The organism is Solicola gregarius (genome assembly GCF_025790165.1).
GTDB lineage: Bacteria > Actinomycetota > Actinomycetes > Propionibacteriales > Nocardioidaceae > Solicola > Solicola gregarius.
The window spans coordinates 3,587,602-3,601,247 of the sequence record NZ_CP094970.1 but is presented as its reverse complement, the minus strand read 5'-3'; the positions used below and the strand labels follow the sequence as shown (position 1 = coordinate 3,601,247).

General features: G+C 68.5%; 16 protein-coding genes. 5 read left to right on the top strand and 11 right to left on the bottom strand.

Going from position 1 to position 13,646, the window contains the following annotated elements:
- Positions 1–4 precede the first annotated feature (4 nt).
- The 4 genes from L0C25_RS17740 to L0C25_RS17725 form a co-directional block, all read right to left on the bottom strand.
- A complete protein-coding gene (locus L0C25_RS17740) occupies positions 5–1,078 on the bottom strand; it encodes a FecCD family ABC transporter permease (RefSeq protein ID WP_271633043.1) in 1,074 nt (357 codons plus the stop codon).
- Between the two features lie 4 nt (positions 1,079–1,082).
- A complete protein-coding gene (locus L0C25_RS17735; protein ID WP_271633042.1) occupies positions 1,083–2,147 on the bottom strand; it encodes a FecCD family ABC transporter permease in 1,065 nt (354 codons plus the stop codon).
- Between the two features lies 1 nt (position 2,148).
- Positions 2,149–3,126 (bottom strand): iron-siderophore ABC transporter substrate-binding protein, encoded by a 978-nt coding sequence (locus L0C25_RS17730; RefSeq protein WP_271633040.1) that lies wholly within the window; start codon positions 3,124–3,126, stop codon positions 2,149–2,151.
- Between the two features lie 67 nt (positions 3,127–3,193).
- Positions 3,194–4,021 carry a siderophore-interacting protein gene (locus L0C25_RS17725; protein WP_271633038.1) on the bottom strand — a complete coding sequence of 276 codons (828 nt, stop codon included), beginning with the start codon at positions 4,019–4,021 and terminating at the stop codon, positions 3,194–3,196.
- A 151-nt stretch (positions 4,022–4,172) separates the two neighbouring features.
- On the opposite strand from L0C25_RS17725, the gene L0C25_RS17720 reads away from it, so the two are divergent.
- The gene (locus tag L0C25_RS17720; protein ID WP_271633036.1) at positions 4,173–6,125 is read left to right on the top strand and encodes a M13 family metallopeptidase; all 1,953 of its coding nucleotides are present in this window, start codon (positions 4,173–4,175) and stop codon (positions 6,123–6,125) included.
- A gap of 184 nt (positions 6,126–6,309) precedes the next feature.
- Here L0C25_RS17720 and L0C25_RS17715 read toward each other — a convergent pair whose 3' ends face one another.
- The gene (locus L0C25_RS17715; RefSeq protein ID WP_271633035.1) at positions 6,310–6,777 is read right to left on the bottom strand and encodes an SAM-dependent methyltransferase; all 468 of its coding nucleotides are present in this window, start codon (positions 6,775–6,777) and stop codon (positions 6,310–6,312) included.
- Positions 6,778–6,897: 120 nt separating this feature from the next.
- Here L0C25_RS17715 and L0C25_RS17710 point away from each other — a divergent pair, with 120 nt between their 5' ends.
- Complete coding sequence (locus L0C25_RS17710) at positions 6,898–7,125, top strand: hypothetical protein (protein ID WP_271633034.1); 228 nt, start codon at positions 6,898–6,900, stop codon at positions 7,123–7,125.
- 185 nt (positions 7,126–7,310) lie between these two features.
- Complete coding sequence (gene hepT / locus L0C25_RS17705; RefSeq protein WP_271633033.1) at positions 7,311–7,691, top strand: type VII toxin-antitoxin system HepT family RNase toxin; 381 nt, start codon at positions 7,311–7,313, stop codon at positions 7,689–7,691.
- 3 nt (positions 7,692–7,694) lie between these two features.
- Here the strand turns inward: hepT and L0C25_RS17700 are convergent, their stop codons facing one another.
- The 4 genes from L0C25_RS17700 to L0C25_RS17685 all read right to left on the bottom strand — a co-directional run bounded on the left by L0C25_RS17700 (position 7,695) and on the right by L0C25_RS17685 (position 10,743).
- Positions 7,695–8,018, bottom strand: a complete 324-nt coding sequence (locus tag L0C25_RS17700) for a hypothetical protein (RefSeq protein ID WP_271633031.1) — start codon at positions 8,016–8,018, stop codon at positions 7,695–7,697.
- Between the two features lie 67 nt (positions 8,019–8,085).
- The gene (locus tag L0C25_RS17695) at positions 8,086–8,712 is read right to left on the bottom strand and encodes an FMN reductase (protein WP_271633029.1); all 627 of its coding nucleotides are present in this window, start codon (positions 8,710–8,712) and stop codon (positions 8,086–8,088) included.
- Positions 8,709–9,809, bottom strand: a complete 1,101-nt coding sequence (locus L0C25_RS17690) for an LLM class flavin-dependent oxidoreductase (protein WP_271633028.1) — start codon at positions 9,807–9,809, stop codon at positions 8,709–8,711. Before L0C25_RS17690 ends, L0C25_RS17695 begins: the two co-directional genes overlap by 4 nt.
- Before the next feature lie 58 nt (positions 9,810–9,867).
- Positions 9,868–10,743: a TetR/AcrR family transcriptional regulator gene (locus L0C25_RS17685; RefSeq protein ID WP_271633026.1), complete on the bottom strand. Its 876-nt coding sequence runs from the start codon at positions 10,741–10,743 to the stop codon at positions 9,868–9,870.
- Positions 10,744–10,832: 89 nt separating this feature from the next.
- Between L0C25_RS17685 and L0C25_RS17680 the strand changes: the two genes are divergently transcribed.
- Positions 10,833–11,282, top strand: coding sequence for a hypothetical protein (locus L0C25_RS17680; RefSeq protein ID WP_271633024.1), 450 nt, complete (start codon positions 10,833–10,835; stop codon positions 11,280–11,282).
- 77 nt (positions 11,283–11,359) lie between these two features.
- On the opposite strand, the gene L0C25_RS17675 is transcribed toward L0C25_RS17680, so the two are convergent.
- Positions 11,360–11,935, bottom strand: a complete 576-nt coding sequence (locus L0C25_RS17675; RefSeq protein ID WP_271633023.1) for an HhH-GPD-type base excision DNA repair protein — start codon at positions 11,933–11,935, stop codon at positions 11,360–11,362.
- A 250-nt stretch (positions 11,936–12,185) separates the two neighbouring features.
- Between L0C25_RS17675 and L0C25_RS17670 the strand changes: the two genes are divergently transcribed.
- Complete coding sequence (locus tag L0C25_RS17670) at positions 12,186–12,716, top strand: DinB family protein (protein WP_271633021.1); 531 nt, start codon at positions 12,186–12,188, stop codon at positions 12,714–12,716.
- On the opposite strand, the gene L0C25_RS17665 is transcribed toward L0C25_RS17670, so the two are convergent.
- Positions 12,706–13,542: a hypothetical protein gene (locus L0C25_RS17665; protein ID WP_271633019.1), complete on the bottom strand. Its 837-nt coding sequence runs from the start codon at positions 13,540–13,542 to the stop codon at positions 12,706–12,708. The genes L0C25_RS17670 and L0C25_RS17665 overlap by 11 nt on opposite strands.
- Positions 13,543–13,646 lie beyond the last annotated feature (104 nt).

Here is a 13,646-nt window from a genome sequence, read left to right as displayed (position 1 = left end):
CTCCTCATCCACCGCGTCCGACACGGTTCGTCGTCACGAGCAGCCAGAGCAGGTAAGGGGCGCCGACGACACCTGTCACGACGCCGACGGGGAACTGGGTTCCGGGAAAGGCGTGCTGCGCCACGAAGTCGGATGCCAGCATCACGAGCGCGCCGACGAGCGCGGCGGGTACGAGCGCAAGACCGTTGTGGCCGACGAGGCGGCGCGCGATCGGTGCGGCAACGAACGCGACGAACACGACCGGCCCGGCAGCGGCGGTCGCGACGGCCGCGAGCGCGACGGCGATCACGATCAGCGAGAGGCGCGAGCGCTCCACCCGATGGCCGAGGCTCTTCGCGGCGTCGTCACCCATCTGCAGCACCTGGAGACCGCGGCCGACAAGCACCGCAAGCGGCATCAACACCGCGCTCGCCCAGGCGATGATCTTCACGGTCGCCCAGGTCTTCGCGTTGAGGCTTCCGGTGAGCCAGACGAGTGCCTGCTGCGCGTCGTACACCTCGGCCCGCGTCATCATGTACGAGATGACGCTCATCAGCATGGCGGCCATCGCGATGCCGATCAGCACGAAGCGGTAGCCGCTGATGCCGTCCCGCCAGGCGAGCAGGTAGATCACGAGTGCGGTCGCGAGCGCCCCTGCGAAGGCCCCGACCGACACGACGAACCCGCTGAGGCCGAAGCCGAGGATGCAGATCACCGCGGACGCGCTCGCGCCCTGGGTGATGCCGATGAGGTCGGGGCTCGCGAGCGGGTTGCGTACGAGAGTCTGGAAGATCGCGCCGGACAGCCCGAACGCCGCGCCCGTGAGCACGGCGGTCAGTGCGCGCGGCAGCCGAAGCTCGTTGATGATGAACTCCGACGCCTGGTCGCCGCCGCCGAACAACGTCGCGACCACATCGGGCACGGGGATGTTGTAGTCACCCACCGACAGCGAGACGCAGAACACGGCGAAGCACACGGCCGCGAGCACCGCCGTCACGGACGTGACCCGGGCCGCGCGACGCTGGCGTGCGTGCCGGACCGTGACGACCGGCGACTGGTCGGCGATCTCCGCGTACGTCTCCTCGGATGTCGTACTCATCGGCCTAGAGCTCCGCGAGCTTGCGTCGGCGGACGAGGAGGATGAAGAAGGGTGCGCCGATGATCGCCATCACGATGCCGACCTGGAGCTCGCCCGGCTTCGCGACCAGGCGGCCGACGATGTCGGACACCAGCAGCAGGATCGGCGCGAGCACCATCGAGTACGGCAGGATCCAGCGATAGTCGGGCCCGGTGATCAGCCGGGCGACGTGCGGGATGGTCAGGCCGAGGAACGTGATCGGCCCGGCGAGAGCGGTCGCGGCGCCACACAGAAGTACGACCGCCGCCGCCGAGAGGCCGCGCGCGAGGGCCACCCGCTGACCGAGGCCGCGCGCGACGTCGTCACCGAGCGAAAGGGCGTTGAGCAACCTGCCCGTGCACAACGCGAGAACGACGCCCGCGACGATGAACGGGGCCATCTGAGCGACCAGCTCGAGCTTGCGGCCCGAGAGCGACCCGACCGTCCAGAACCGGAACTTGTCGAACGTCGCCACGTCGGTCAGCAGGATCGCGGTCGTGATCGACTGCAGTGCGGCCGTCATCGCCGCACCCGCGAGCGCGAGCTTGACCGGTGTGGCGCCTTCGCGTCCGAGCGACCCGATCAGGTACACCGCGACGGCGACGACGGCCGCGCCGACGAACGCGAACCACACGTACCCCATCGCGGATCCGACGCCGAGGACGCTGATCGCGCACACGACCGCCAGCGCCGCGCCCGCGTTGACGCCGAGCAGGCCGGGGTCCGCGAGCGGGTTGCGAGCGACGCCCTGCATCACGGCACCGGCGAGACCGAGCGCCACACCGACCAGGATGCCCGCGAGCGTACGCGGAACCCGAAGCGTCCAAACGACGAGATGGTCGGTGTTCTCGCTGTCGTATTGGAAGAACGTGTCGAATATCTGCCCGGGCGAGATACTCCGCGTACCGAGGAAGACGCTGAGCAGGGCCACCACGAACAACACGGCGACGGCGGCAACCAACCCGCCGATGAGTACAGTGCGCGAACGTCGGCGCTGAGCATCGTGGGTGTCGATGCGGTCCGGGACGCGGTTCGTCGTGGCAGTGGACATGTCAGTCGAGCGCCTCGGAGATCTGCGGCGCGAGCGCGTCGAGCGCGTACGGGATACTCAGCACGGTGGTGTATGACAGCGCCTGCCCGAGCGGCTCCGGCGGTACGTAGACAACTCCCCCGCGCCGGCTGACGGCGAGATCCTGGAACAGCTTGTTGCCCTTGAAAAGCTTCTGCTCGTCCTTGTCACCGATCGCCACCAGTACGTCGGCCTCGAGGTCGTCGGTCTTCTCGGCGCTGACGTCGACCCAGTAGCTGCTGCCGTCGTCGAGCTTGGCGAGCTTCGGCGGCAGGTTCACGCCCAGCTCGAACATGAACTGCCCGCGCGCGTCGACCGGCGTGTAGATGTACCACCCACCCTCGGGGTTGGCGCGCACGATCGCGCCGTTCGTGCCGTCGATGTGCGGGTTGGCGCGCAGCGTGTCGTTGATGGCGACCTTGGTGTCCTCGATGATCGTCTGTGCCTCGTCGGCCTTGTCGACCGCGCTGCCGATCATCGTCGTCGCGACCTCCCAGGAGACGCCGTAGTTGATCGCGCCCTCCGGCCGCACGATCGTCGGCGCGAGCTTCGACAGCTTGTCGTACGTCGCTTCGTCGACATCGGCGCTGATCGCCACAATGAGATCGGGATCGAGCGCGGCAACCTGCTCGACGTTGATCTCCTCGGCGTCGAGGACCTCCGGCGACGCGTCGCCGAGGGCCTCGCGCGCCCACGGCCCGACGCCGTCGACGCCGTAGCCCGGACGGATCGCAACCGGCTCGACTCCCAATGCGAGAAGGGGATCTGCATCGGTCAGGCCGAGGCTCACGACTCGCTCGGGAGTGCCCTCGACGGTCGTCTCGCCGTACGCGTGCTCGACGATGCGCGCGTCGCCGTCGGTGGTCTCTGTGACGTCACCGTCGTCGTCACCGCTGCAGCCGGCGGCGAGGAGCACGGTTGCGGCGAGCGCCGCGAGCGTACGAATCCAAGGAGTTGTCATGGCGTTAACCTAGTGCCGCCCGGGCACAGCGAACACTGGTCGCTCACGCACAGCGAACACCAGTCGCTCACGCGACGTCTGCCTTCGCCTGCTCGGCCTTCCAGACCCGGAAACCCTCCTCGTTCGTACCGCGTCGCCAGTAGCCCGAGAACGACAGATCGTCCTTCGCAACCCCGCGCTCGTCGAGCAGCTGGGAACGAAGCGCCTTCAGCAGTCCCGACTCGCCATGGATGAACACCTGAGCGCGTCCGGCCGGCCACGCCAGCTGCTTGACCGCATCGGGGATCAATGTCGTGCTCCCCGGCGCGGCGCCGTTGCGGTGCAGCCAGGTCAGGTCCAGATCGGCCGCCGACGTGACGGGCTGCTCGTCCTCGGGCCCGTCGACCTCGACGAACGCGCGTACCCGTGCGCCGTCGGGCATCGCTTCGAGCGCGGCCACCACCGCCGGGAGGGCGGCATCGTCGCCGGCCACCAGATGCCAGTCGGCCTCGGCTGCCGGGGCGTACGCGCCACCGGGGCCGTTGAGATGGATCCGATCGCCTGCCGCCGCGCCGGCCGCCCACGGGCCTGCGAGGCCGACATCGCCATGCACGACGAAGTCGATCGCGATGGTCCGCGCGGCGCGGTCGATCCAGCGGACGGTGTAGGTACGCAGCACCGGCCACACCTCGCGCGGAAGCGTCTCGCGGACGCTCTCCATATCGAGCGGTCGCGGGTACGTCGTCTCGGAGTCGAGGAAGACCAGCTTGACGTAGCGATCGGTGAACCCGCCGTCACGGGCGAGGAAGGTGTCGAACTCGTCGCTCGTGAGCACGACCCGGCGCATGGAGCGCGTCACCCAGCTCGCGTCGACTACCTCGAACTCGAGCGGATTCCTCCGACGACTGCCGGGCATGCGTGCTCCTCGCGTGAACGGTGTTAGATGAGGCAACCCTAACTCTTCCCTCCCGATCGCGGTCAAGCGGCCGTCCACCGATGTGACCCACAGATCACGTTCTCCGACGTCTCGGTGATCGGGGTTGGCGGTCTGCCGTAGCGTGGCTGCCGTGAATGGAATCGACATCAGCGAGCTCGACTCCGGGGTGCGCCCGGCCGACGACCTCTTCCGGCACGTCAACGGGCGCTGGCTGGACCGCACGGAGATCCCGCCGGACCGCCCGGTCGCAGGTTCGTTCAGCGATCTGCGTGACGAGGCGGAGCTGGCCGTACGCGAGATCCTCGACGAGGCTCGGGCATCCGAGGCGCCCGACGGCAGCGAGCTGCGCAAGATCGGCGACCTGTACGCGAGCTTCATGGACGAGGAGGCGATCGAGGCATCGGGGCGGACTCCCATCGCGTCCGACCTCGCCGACGTCGACTCGGTCACCAGTGTGGCGGCACTGGTCCACCGCCTCGGCGCCTTCGAGCAGATCGGCGTCGGCGGTGCGTTCGGCCTGTACGTCGCTCCCGACGCCCACGACCCGGAGCGCAACGTACTCCACCTCGTCCAGGGCGGCCTCGGCCTGCCCGACGAGTCGTACTACACCGACGAGCAGTTCGCCGACGTACGCACGGCGTACGTGCGCCACGTCGCCGCGATGCTCGAGCTCGCCGGGCTCGACGACGCGGCCGGGCGCGCCGAGCGGGTGATGCGACTCGAGACCGATCTCGCCGGGTCGCACTGGGATCGCGTCGCGTGCCGGGACGCGCAGCGTACGTACAACCCGATGGATCGGGCCGGCCTTGACGCCCTGTCGCCCGGCTTCGACTGGGGCGGCTGGCTCGACGGCTCGGAGTTCGACGCGTCCGTGATCGAGCAGGTCGTCGTCTCGCAGCCAACGTATTTCACCGAGTTCGCCGCCCTGCTCCGCGACGACCGGCTCGACGAATGGCGCGACTGGGCCCGCTGGAACATCGTGCATGCGGCCGCGCCGTTCCTCCCGACCTCGTTCGTCGAGGAGAACTTCGACTTCTACGGTCGTACGCTCAGCGGCACCGCGCAGCTGCGCGACCGCTGGAAGCGCGGTGTCGGCCTGGTCGAGATGTCGATGGGCGAGGCGGTCGGCAAGATCTACGTCGACCGGCACTACCCGCCGTCGGCACGCGCCCGGATGGACGAGCTGATCGGCAACCTCATCGAGGCGTACCGCGAGTCGATCAACGGGCTGGACTGGATGGGCGAAGACACCCGCAAGAAGGCCCTCGCGAAGCTCGACTCGTTCACCCCGAAGGTCGGTCATCCGCTGGAGTGGCGTGACTACGGGTCGTTGACCGTCGAGCGCGACCATCTGTGGGGCAACGTACGCCGCGTATCGACGTTCCAGACCGAGTACGAGCTCGCGAAGCTGGCGAAGCCGGTCGACCGCAACGAGTGGTTCATGACGCCGCAGACGGTCAACGCGTACTACAACCCGACGATGAACGAGATCGTGTTCCCGGCCGCGATCCTGCAGCCGCCGTTCTTCTATCCCGACGCTGACGACGCGGTCAACTACGGTGCCATCGGTGCGGTCATCGGACACGAGATCGGGCACGGCTTCGACGACCAGGGCTCGCACTACGACGGCGACGGCCGCCTCGCGAACTGGTGGACCGACGACGACCGCGCGGCCTTCGAGGAGCGTACGACGCGACTGGTCGACCAGTACGACGTGCTGACACCGGCCGACGCGCCCGACCGTACGGTCAACGGATCGCTCACCATCGGCGAGAACATCGGCGACCTCGGCGGTCTGTCCATCGCGTACAAGGCGTTTCGGATCGCACAGGTCGGCGTCGAGCCACCCGAGGTCGACGGCATGAGCGCGGCCCAGCGGTTCTTCCTGTCGTGGGCGCAGGCCTGGCAGAGCAAGGTACGGCCCGAGGAGGTCGTCCGTCGGCTGACGATCGACCCGCATGCGCCGCCGGAGTTCCGCTGCAACGAGGTCGTCCGCAACATCGGCGCGTTCTACGACGCGTTCGAGGTGACTGCGGATGACGCACTCTGGCTCGACCCGGAGCAGCGCGTCTCGATCTGGTGAAGCGCGAGCGGGCCCGGGCCTAGATGAGTGAGTCCGAATGCTGCCTGACTCGCGGCGCCCCGCATCCCGACCGGCTGCGTTGCAGTCGCTCGAGGGAGGGCCAGCTCCATCATCGCTCCTGCGCCTTGCCGGGTCGGGCGCGGATGCGCCGCTCGCTTCACCGGCACCATTCGGACCCACTCATCTAGTCGTAGTACGAGCGCATCAGCTCGGTCGCCCACACGGGTTGGCGTACGTCGCCGATCGGTGCGAACTCGTGCAGGTACGGCTTGACGTCCAGCACGGGCGTGCCGTCGATCGCGTCCAGCTCGCGGACGTGGATGTCGTGGCCGTCGATCGCGATGATGCGACATCGCGAGACCCCGAGGAGATTCGGTCGGTTCTTGCCTCGCTGGGCGAAGATGCCCACCTTCGGCCAGTCCTCTCGGTTTCGCGGATGGCGCGCACCGGTGGTGATCTTGGCAGGGTCGGCGCGATCGAACCGGTAGACCACCTCGAGGTGCGAGAAGTCGCCGAGCCCGGCGAGGGTGTCCTCCCCGAACTGCTCCGAATCGATGCGGACGACAGACCGCACATCGCCCCAGTTGTCGTCGATCGGCTCGGTACGGCCTCCGACGACCGTGCCGATGGGCGTGACTCTGATGATGTCCATGCCGGCGATTCTGCAGCACGTCCAACGCGGCGTGGCGTCGGCGGTGCGCCGACACCGCGCGCCGTATCGTAGACGCGATGGCCCAGACCCCGGGTGACGCGTTGGCCCCGGCTCCGCACGATGGCGGACGACGGGTCACTCGGCGCGCTCTGCGACCGTTTGGGCATAGAGCTACTGGCGGCACACGGGAATGCAGTACGCGACACGACGCTGTCGCCACCGCGCGATCTCGATCTGGCGTTTCGAACCCGTCAAGGTGTGCGCACGGACATCGTCTCGATCATCAATGCGTTCATCGACGCGACACGCTACGACGGCGTCGACCTGATGGACATCGCGCGCCGGTGACGTCGCCAAGGCCCGCGCGCTCGGCCCGCAGAGCGTCCTCCTCGACGAGGCCGCGCCGAGCACCTTCACACTTGCCCAGATCGCGGCGCTCACGACCGAGATGGAGTCGCGATACCTGCGCCGTCGCGATCTCGAGCTGATGGCGGGCCGATGACGCGGACGTCGTCCGAAACAAGCTGTCGGCGATGGCTGACACCCTTGCGGCGCTCGAATCCGCCGGCGACGTCGACGCTGCACGGTTGACAAGTGATCCGCTGGTCGGCGCTGCGGTCGAGCGCCTGTTGTCACGCATCGTCGATCTCGCAGTGGACGTCAACTCCCACGTCGCGGCCGTGGCTCTCCGGCGGTCACCGGGCGACTACCGCGAGAGCTTCGACCTCGCCGCCGAGGCAGGCGCACTGACGACGGACCTCGCTGAGACGCTGAAACCGTCGGTCGGCCTACGCAACGCGATCGTGCATGAGTACGTACACACGATCGTCGGGTCCGCTGTCCCGCTCGCCTTGAAGTCGTACGCCGAGGATCAGCGACAGATCGCCGGGTTCGTACTCGATCGGAGTGGCTGAGGGTCAGTGTGGCGGACCGGTCAGGCCACTCAGCCGCGTCAGCACCGCATCGACGTTCTTGCGGTGCTTGCCCATGTCGACGAGCTGGGTCGGCAACCGGGCCTTGCTCTCGACCGTCACCCGGGTGCCGCCCGGGCCGGTCAGGATGGTGCCCGTCAGCAGATCGCCCCACGAGCGCGCGCTGACGCCGACCCGGCCGGTCACCACCCAGCCGTCCACCCGAACCGTTTCGGGCTTGGCGATCGAGGCGATCGCCTCGTGCAGGGCGCGTAGGGCGACATCGGGTGGTGCCAGAACGTCGAGGTGGTCGGTACGTGACCGCGCCATCGGTCCTCCAGACTCAGCAATCGCAGTTAGGTCGCGCCGATCGTACGCGACTGCTGGTTCTGAGCCTCTACGGACGCGAGGCGGCCAGCATCGAGTCGGTGTCCATGTCGAACTCGTCCTCGCGGCGGCGGCCGGTGCCGGCGCCCGCGAGCAGGCTGGCGAGCTCGCCGGCCGACTGGTCGACTCGCTCCGCGAGCCCGCGAGACCCGTCGCCGGCGTCGCCCCAGTCACCCGGGCCCGCGAACACCCCGGTCGGCACGACGAGCGCCTGCAGGTACGTGAACAGCGGCCGCAACGCGTGGTCGAGCACCAACGAGTGGCGCGCCGAGCCGCCGGTGGCGGCCACGACGACGGGCGTGCCGATCAGGGCCTCCGCATCGACGACGTCCATGAACGACTTGAACAGGCCACCGTACGAGCCTTGGAAGGTCGGGGTCACGACGATCAGCGCGTCCGCGTCTTCGACCGCGGTCAACACCGTCTGCAGGTCGGGGCCGGCGAAGCCGGTCAGCATCGCATCGGTGACCTGGTGCGCGAGGCCGCGCAGCTCGTAGGTGTCGACGCTCGCGCCGGCGCCGAGCTCGCGGAGGCGCCGCTTCGCCGCCTCCGCAAGACGATCGGCGAGCATCCGCGTCGTCGACGGCTGGCCGAGCCCGGCCGAGATGACGACGATCTTCGGGTTCGTGCCGGTCATACCGTTGCCTCCTTCTGCTCAGCGTCCCGTGCCGCCAGCAGGCCGGCGTGTGTCGGGGCGTCGGGCACTCCTGCCGGCGTACGCTTCGCGAACTCCTCGCGCAGCACCGGTACGACCTCCTCGCCGAGCAGGTCGAGCTGCTCGAGCACGGTCTTCAGCGGCAGTCCCGCATGGTCCATCAGGAACAGCTGGCGCTGGTAGTCGCCGAAGAACTCGCGGAACGTCAGCGTCTTCTCGATGACCTCCTGCGGGCTGCCGACCGTCAACGGGGTCTGCGCCGTGAAGTCCTCGAGCGACGGCCCGTGCCCGTACACCGGCGCGTTGTCGAAGTACGGCCGGAACTCATCGACGGCATCTTGCGAGTTCTTCCGCATGAACACCTGGCCGCCGAGCCCGACGATCGCCTGCTCCGGCGTGCCGTGCCCGTAGTGCGCGAAGCGCTCGCGGTACAGGTTGATCAGGCGGATGTAGTGCTCCTTCGGCCAGAAGATGTTGTTCGCGAAGAACCCGTCTCCGTAGAAGGCGGCCTGCTCGGCGATCTCCGGACTGCGGATCGAGCCGTGCCACACGAACGGCGGCACGTCGTCGAGCGGCCGCGGCGTCGACGTGAACGCCGTGAGCGGCGTACGGAACCGGCCCTCCCAGTCGACGTCGGTCTCGCGCCAGAGCTTGTGCAGGAGGTGGTAGTTCTCGATCGCCAGGCTCAGGCCCTGTGCGATGTCCTTGCCGAACCACGGGTACACGGGCGCGGTGTTGCCCCGCCCCATCATCAGGTCGACGCGACCGTCGGCGAGGTGCTGCAGGTACGCGTAGTCCTCGGCCAGACGCACGGGGTCGTTGGTGGTGATGAGCGTCGTCGACGTCGACAGGATGAGCCGCTCGGTCTGCGCGGCGATGTGCGCGAGCAGCACGGTCGGGTTCGCGGGCGCGACGAACGGCGGGTTGTGGTGTTCGCCGGTCGCGAAGACATCGAGGCCGACCTCCTCGGCCTTCTTCGCGATCGTGACCATGGCCTTGATCCGCTCGTGTTCGGTCGGTTCACGGCCGTTCGTCGGGTCCACCGTCAGGTCGCCGACGCTGAAGATGCCGATCTGCATGGTTCTCGCCTCCGCGTTCGTGGTCTCTGTTGAACCTTCAACCACTGCACTGCCGAGTCTATTCCAGCGACTCGTCCACGCCAACCCCGTCCGCGGCCTCGAACGCTCGCCGCACCTCGTCGACCCGAGCGTCGTCCCACTCGACCGCCGGATCGGGCTCGATGTACGTGAGCGCGATGCTCGTCATCGCGACGGCGACCGGCGACCACTCCGCCTCTGCGCCCGCACCGAACGGGTTCGCGTGCACCTTCCGCGCCGTGATCTGCGGAGCCGCCGGCGCCATGATGATCGCTCCCCGGACGAGCGGCATGGTCACGGCGACCACCGTCTCGGCGTCGGCGTCCAGCTCCGGCCGGATGCGGTAGCCCAACAGATCCAGGTAGGTTCCGAAGTTCTCGGTGGTACGACGTACCAGCACGCGCTCGGACTCCGCGAGGCTCTCGCCGATCTCGTCGCGAAGCTCACCGTCGTCGAGGCTGAGGTACGTGGCGTGCAGGGCCACGTACGTACGCCATGCGGTCGACTCAGCCATCGCGGCGAGGTCCGTGAGGTTGCCGATGCGCAGCATCTCCACGGCGAGCGCATGCCGACCCTCCGGCGTCCGCAGCAGGTCACCACGATCCTGAACGACGGCACGTACGTGGCCCAACGCCGGCCGAGCGTCGGGCACCTGCGCCGGCGCCGCTGCCCGTGCGAGCGCCCGCAGCAGATCGCTGAAGAACAGGTCCTTGTACGGCCAGCGCCGATACACCGCGCTCCGCGAGACGCCGGCCTCGCGGATCACGTCCTCGAGGCTGATGTGTTCGAGGCTGACGGTCAGGCCGAGCCGGTTGACGGTCTTGAGTGCGGCGTCGAGCATCCGCTGCTCGGTCTCCTGGTCGGACAGTCGGCGGCGCCGCCTGGTCGGGCCCGGCCGCGCGCTGGGGTTTTCCATTTGAGCAATACGCTCCTTTGAGACACAATGTTTCAAGTTCTAAGTCTAAGGGCTCACCACGCCGACGCTACCAACTCGAGGGGATCACCATGCAGACCACGTCCATCGCGCCCACGGCGGACTCGACCCGACGGGCGACCACCACCATGTACGTCGGGCTCGCGCTGAGCGCATTGCTCGCCGGCCTCACGGTCGTCGACCAGGCCACGGTCGGCGGCATCACCGACGAGATGTGGAAGGAGTACCCGGACTACACGGCTGGCGAGGTCGACACCGAGGCCGGCGCCACCGCCGCGGCGCTCTACGTACTCGCGGGACTCGGGATCGCCTGCTGGTCATGGCTCGCCGTCGCCACTCGACGCGGATGGAGGCACACCCGGTGGGTGGCGACAACCGTGCTCGCACTCGCCCTCGTGGCGTCGGCGTCGATGTCGTACGTGCCGATGCCGAGCTACCTCGCATCCGCGATGTGGCTGCCGTGCATCGCCGGCATCGTCGCTCTGACGATGCTGTGGCTGCGCAAGCCGGCAACCCGCTGATCGTTCGGACGGAGTTCGCGGACTTTTCGGTGTTGTGGCGGCTCGCGCAGACCGAAAAGTCCGCGAACTCCGGGACGTCAGGACTTGGCGGCCTTCGCCGCCGCCTTCTGCTCCTTCTTGAAAGCGCGCACCTCATGCAGGGTCTGCTCGTCGGTCACGTCCGCGATCGAGCGGCGGGAGCCCTCGTCGGCGTACGCCCCGGCCGCCTCCTGCCAGCCGATCGGGCGGACGCCACGCTGCTTGCCGAGCAGGGCGACGAAGATCCTGGCCTTCTGGTCACCGAAGCCGGGAAGGGCCTTCAGCCGCTTGAGCACCGTCTTCGCGTCCGGGTCACCGGCCGTCCAGATGCCCGCGGCGTCACCGTCGTACTCCTCGACGACGAGCCGGCACACCGCCTGGATTCGCTTGGCCATCGCACCCGGGTAGCGGTGGACGGCGGGTGGCGTACTGCAGAGCGCGGCGAACTCCTCGGGGTCGTACGACGCGATGCGTTCGGCGTCGAAGCCGCCGATCCTGCCGACCAGCTTCTGCGGCCCCGAGAACGCCGCCTCCATCGGGTACTGCTGGTCGAGCAGCATCCCGATCAGCAACGCGAGCGGATTCTCGTCGAGCAGGCGGTCGGCGTCGGGAGCGCCGGTGAGGTGAAGAGGCATGATCAGAGTCTCCCAAACAATTCGGCGATGACGTAGTGGTGCCCGACCGCCCCCCGGGGCCGGTCGGGTGCCGCTACGAGCACGGCGTGCTCGAAGCGCCAAAGCGGGCGCGACGACGCCGGGCAGCCGCTTCGCCGCGACCGGCGCGATGCTGCGTTGGTCATGACTATTCTCTCGGTGCGGTCGACGACGCTTGCCGGTCAGACGCGGCGCCGCCCGAGAACTCATCGGTGCACAGGAGGATTGGCCCATGAACCGCTCGATGATCCCGCTGCCGGATGAAGACCACGAGTGCACGGAGTGCGGGTTCTCGTACGGCGCGCTGGACGCCGAAGGGGCCGCCGAGATCATCGGGGGCGTGCCCGGCCGGGCACGCTCTGCGGCACTGCGCGCCGCCGATCCCCGACGGCGTCCGGAACCGCAGACCTGGTCGGTGCTCGAGTACGTGTGCCATCTGCGCGACGTCTACGTCAGCTCGACGATCCGGCTTCATCGCGTACGAACCGAAGCCGATCCGGCACTCGAGCCGATGCTCAACGACCTTCGTACACGCCGCTTTCGACACAACGAGCTCGATCTGCTCCCGGTGCTCACCGAGATCCGGCTCGACGTCGACGGGTTCCTCGACGAGGTCGCCCGCGTCCGCACCGACGGCTGGGTTCGGACGGCATCACGACTTCCCGGCGAGCGACGTACGGCGCTGTGGTTCGTCCGACACGCAGCGCACGAGGGCGTCCACCACGTGGGCGATATCGAGCGGGTTGCTGCCGCTACGTCGTGATCCGCGACCAGCTGCGTCCGTCGGCCCAGATCGACGCCCGGTCGACGTACGGACGCAGGAGGGTGCTGAGGACATCGTCGCCGCGCCCGTTGAGCTCGTCGGACGCGATCGATCTGGCCGTTCCGGCGAGGAAGTCGGCGACCTGCACGCGGGCGTCCGAATGTGCGGCAACGAGCCGGATCGACGCGATCCGACCGGCGACGTCGGGATCGTGCATGACGTGCGCGAGGCGCGCGTGGGTGAGGGTGCTCTGCCGGTCGTGCACGATCGACACCGAGCCGTCGTGACTCCAGCGAAGCCCCGCGCGGACGATCGCGTCCGGCAACGGGTCGAGCACGGGTTCGACGGGATGGATGTCGCGTCCGGGCACCCGGATCAGCGCCTGCGCGTCGGCCAGCAGCCGCGCCCATTGTCGAGATCCGAGCACGCCTTCGCCGTCGCGGTAGAGCGTCCGGGCGACGTCGTGCGGGTCGTCGATCGTGCCGTACCCGCGCCGGGCCAACAGCTCGACGAGCGTGCGTACGACCAGGTAGACCTTGTCGACGAGATAGACGCTCGCCCACCCGGTGAGCGGCCCTTCCCGGCTCAGGAACCACTCCAGGACATCGCGGTGCTTGGCGCGAAGCAGATGCCCAGCCTTGTACTCGGTGGCGGGTGACTGGATCCGCCGACGCACCTCGTCGACGAGACCCGCGGCGCGCTCGGGTGCCATGCGTACGCTGGCGTGTGCGAACACGTCGGTGTTTCCGTCGAGCAGGTTCTCACCCGCCCATCCGGACTCGTCGCACGCGATCTCGGTGACGCTCGGTTCGTAGGTGGCGTTCAATGTCTCGACTCCCTGCCGGCACGATCGTAGACCGGACCCGGTCAGGCCCGGCCGGATGCACACCGCTCAGGAGGCCGACATATCGGACATACGTCGATCATCGA

Coding starts and splice junctions, on each gene's coding strand:
- L0C25_RS17730 (WP_271633040.1), bottom strand. CDS start 3,126: ATGACAACTCCTTGGATTCGTACGCTCGCGGCGCTCGCCGCAACCGTG.
- L0C25_RS17685 (WP_271633026.1), bottom strand. CDS start 10,743: ATGGAAAACCCCAGCGCGCGGCCGGGCCCGACCAGGCGGCGCCGCCGA.
- L0C25_RS17690 (WP_271633028.1), bottom strand. CDS start 9,809: ATGCAGATCGGCATCTTCAGCGTCGGCGACCTGACGGTGGACCCGACG.
- L0C25_RS17670 (WP_271633021.1), top strand. CDS start 12,186: ATGAACCGCTCGATGATCCCGCTGCCGGATGAAGACCACGAGTGCACG.
- L0C25_RS17700 (WP_271633031.1), bottom strand. CDS start 8,018: ATGGCGCGGTCACGTACCGACCACCTCGACGTTCTGGCACCACCCGAT.
- L0C25_RS17740 (WP_271633043.1), bottom strand. CDS start 1,078: ATGAGTACGACATCCGAGGAGACGTACGCGGAGATCGCCGACCAGTCG.
- L0C25_RS17710 (WP_271633034.1), top strand. CDS start 6,898: ATGGCGGACGACGGGTCACTCGGCGCGCTCTGCGACCGTTTGGGCATA.
- hepT (WP_271633033.1), top strand. CDS start 7,311: ATGGCTGACACCCTTGCGGCGCTCGAATCCGCCGGCGACGTCGACGCT.
- L0C25_RS17715 (WP_271633035.1), bottom strand. CDS start 6,777: ATGGACATCATCAGAGTCACGCCCATCGGCACGGTCGTCGGAGGCCGT.
- L0C25_RS17725 (WP_271633038.1), bottom strand. CDS start 4,021: ATGCCCGGCAGTCGTCGGAGGAATCCGCTCGAGTTCGAGGTAGTCGAC.
- L0C25_RS17675 (WP_271633023.1), bottom strand. CDS start 11,935: ATGCCTCTTCACCTCACCGGCGCTCCCGACGCCGACCGCCTGCTCGAC.
- L0C25_RS17735 (WP_271633042.1), bottom strand. CDS start 2,147: ATGTCCACTGCCACGACGAACCGCGTCCCGGACCGCATCGACACCCAC.
- L0C25_RS17695 (WP_271633029.1), bottom strand. CDS start 8,712: ATGACCGGCACGAACCCGAAGATCGTCGTCATCTCGGCCGGGCTCGGC.
- L0C25_RS17680 (WP_271633024.1), top strand. CDS start 10,833: ATGCAGACCACGTCCATCGCGCCCACGGCGGACTCGACCCGACGGGCG.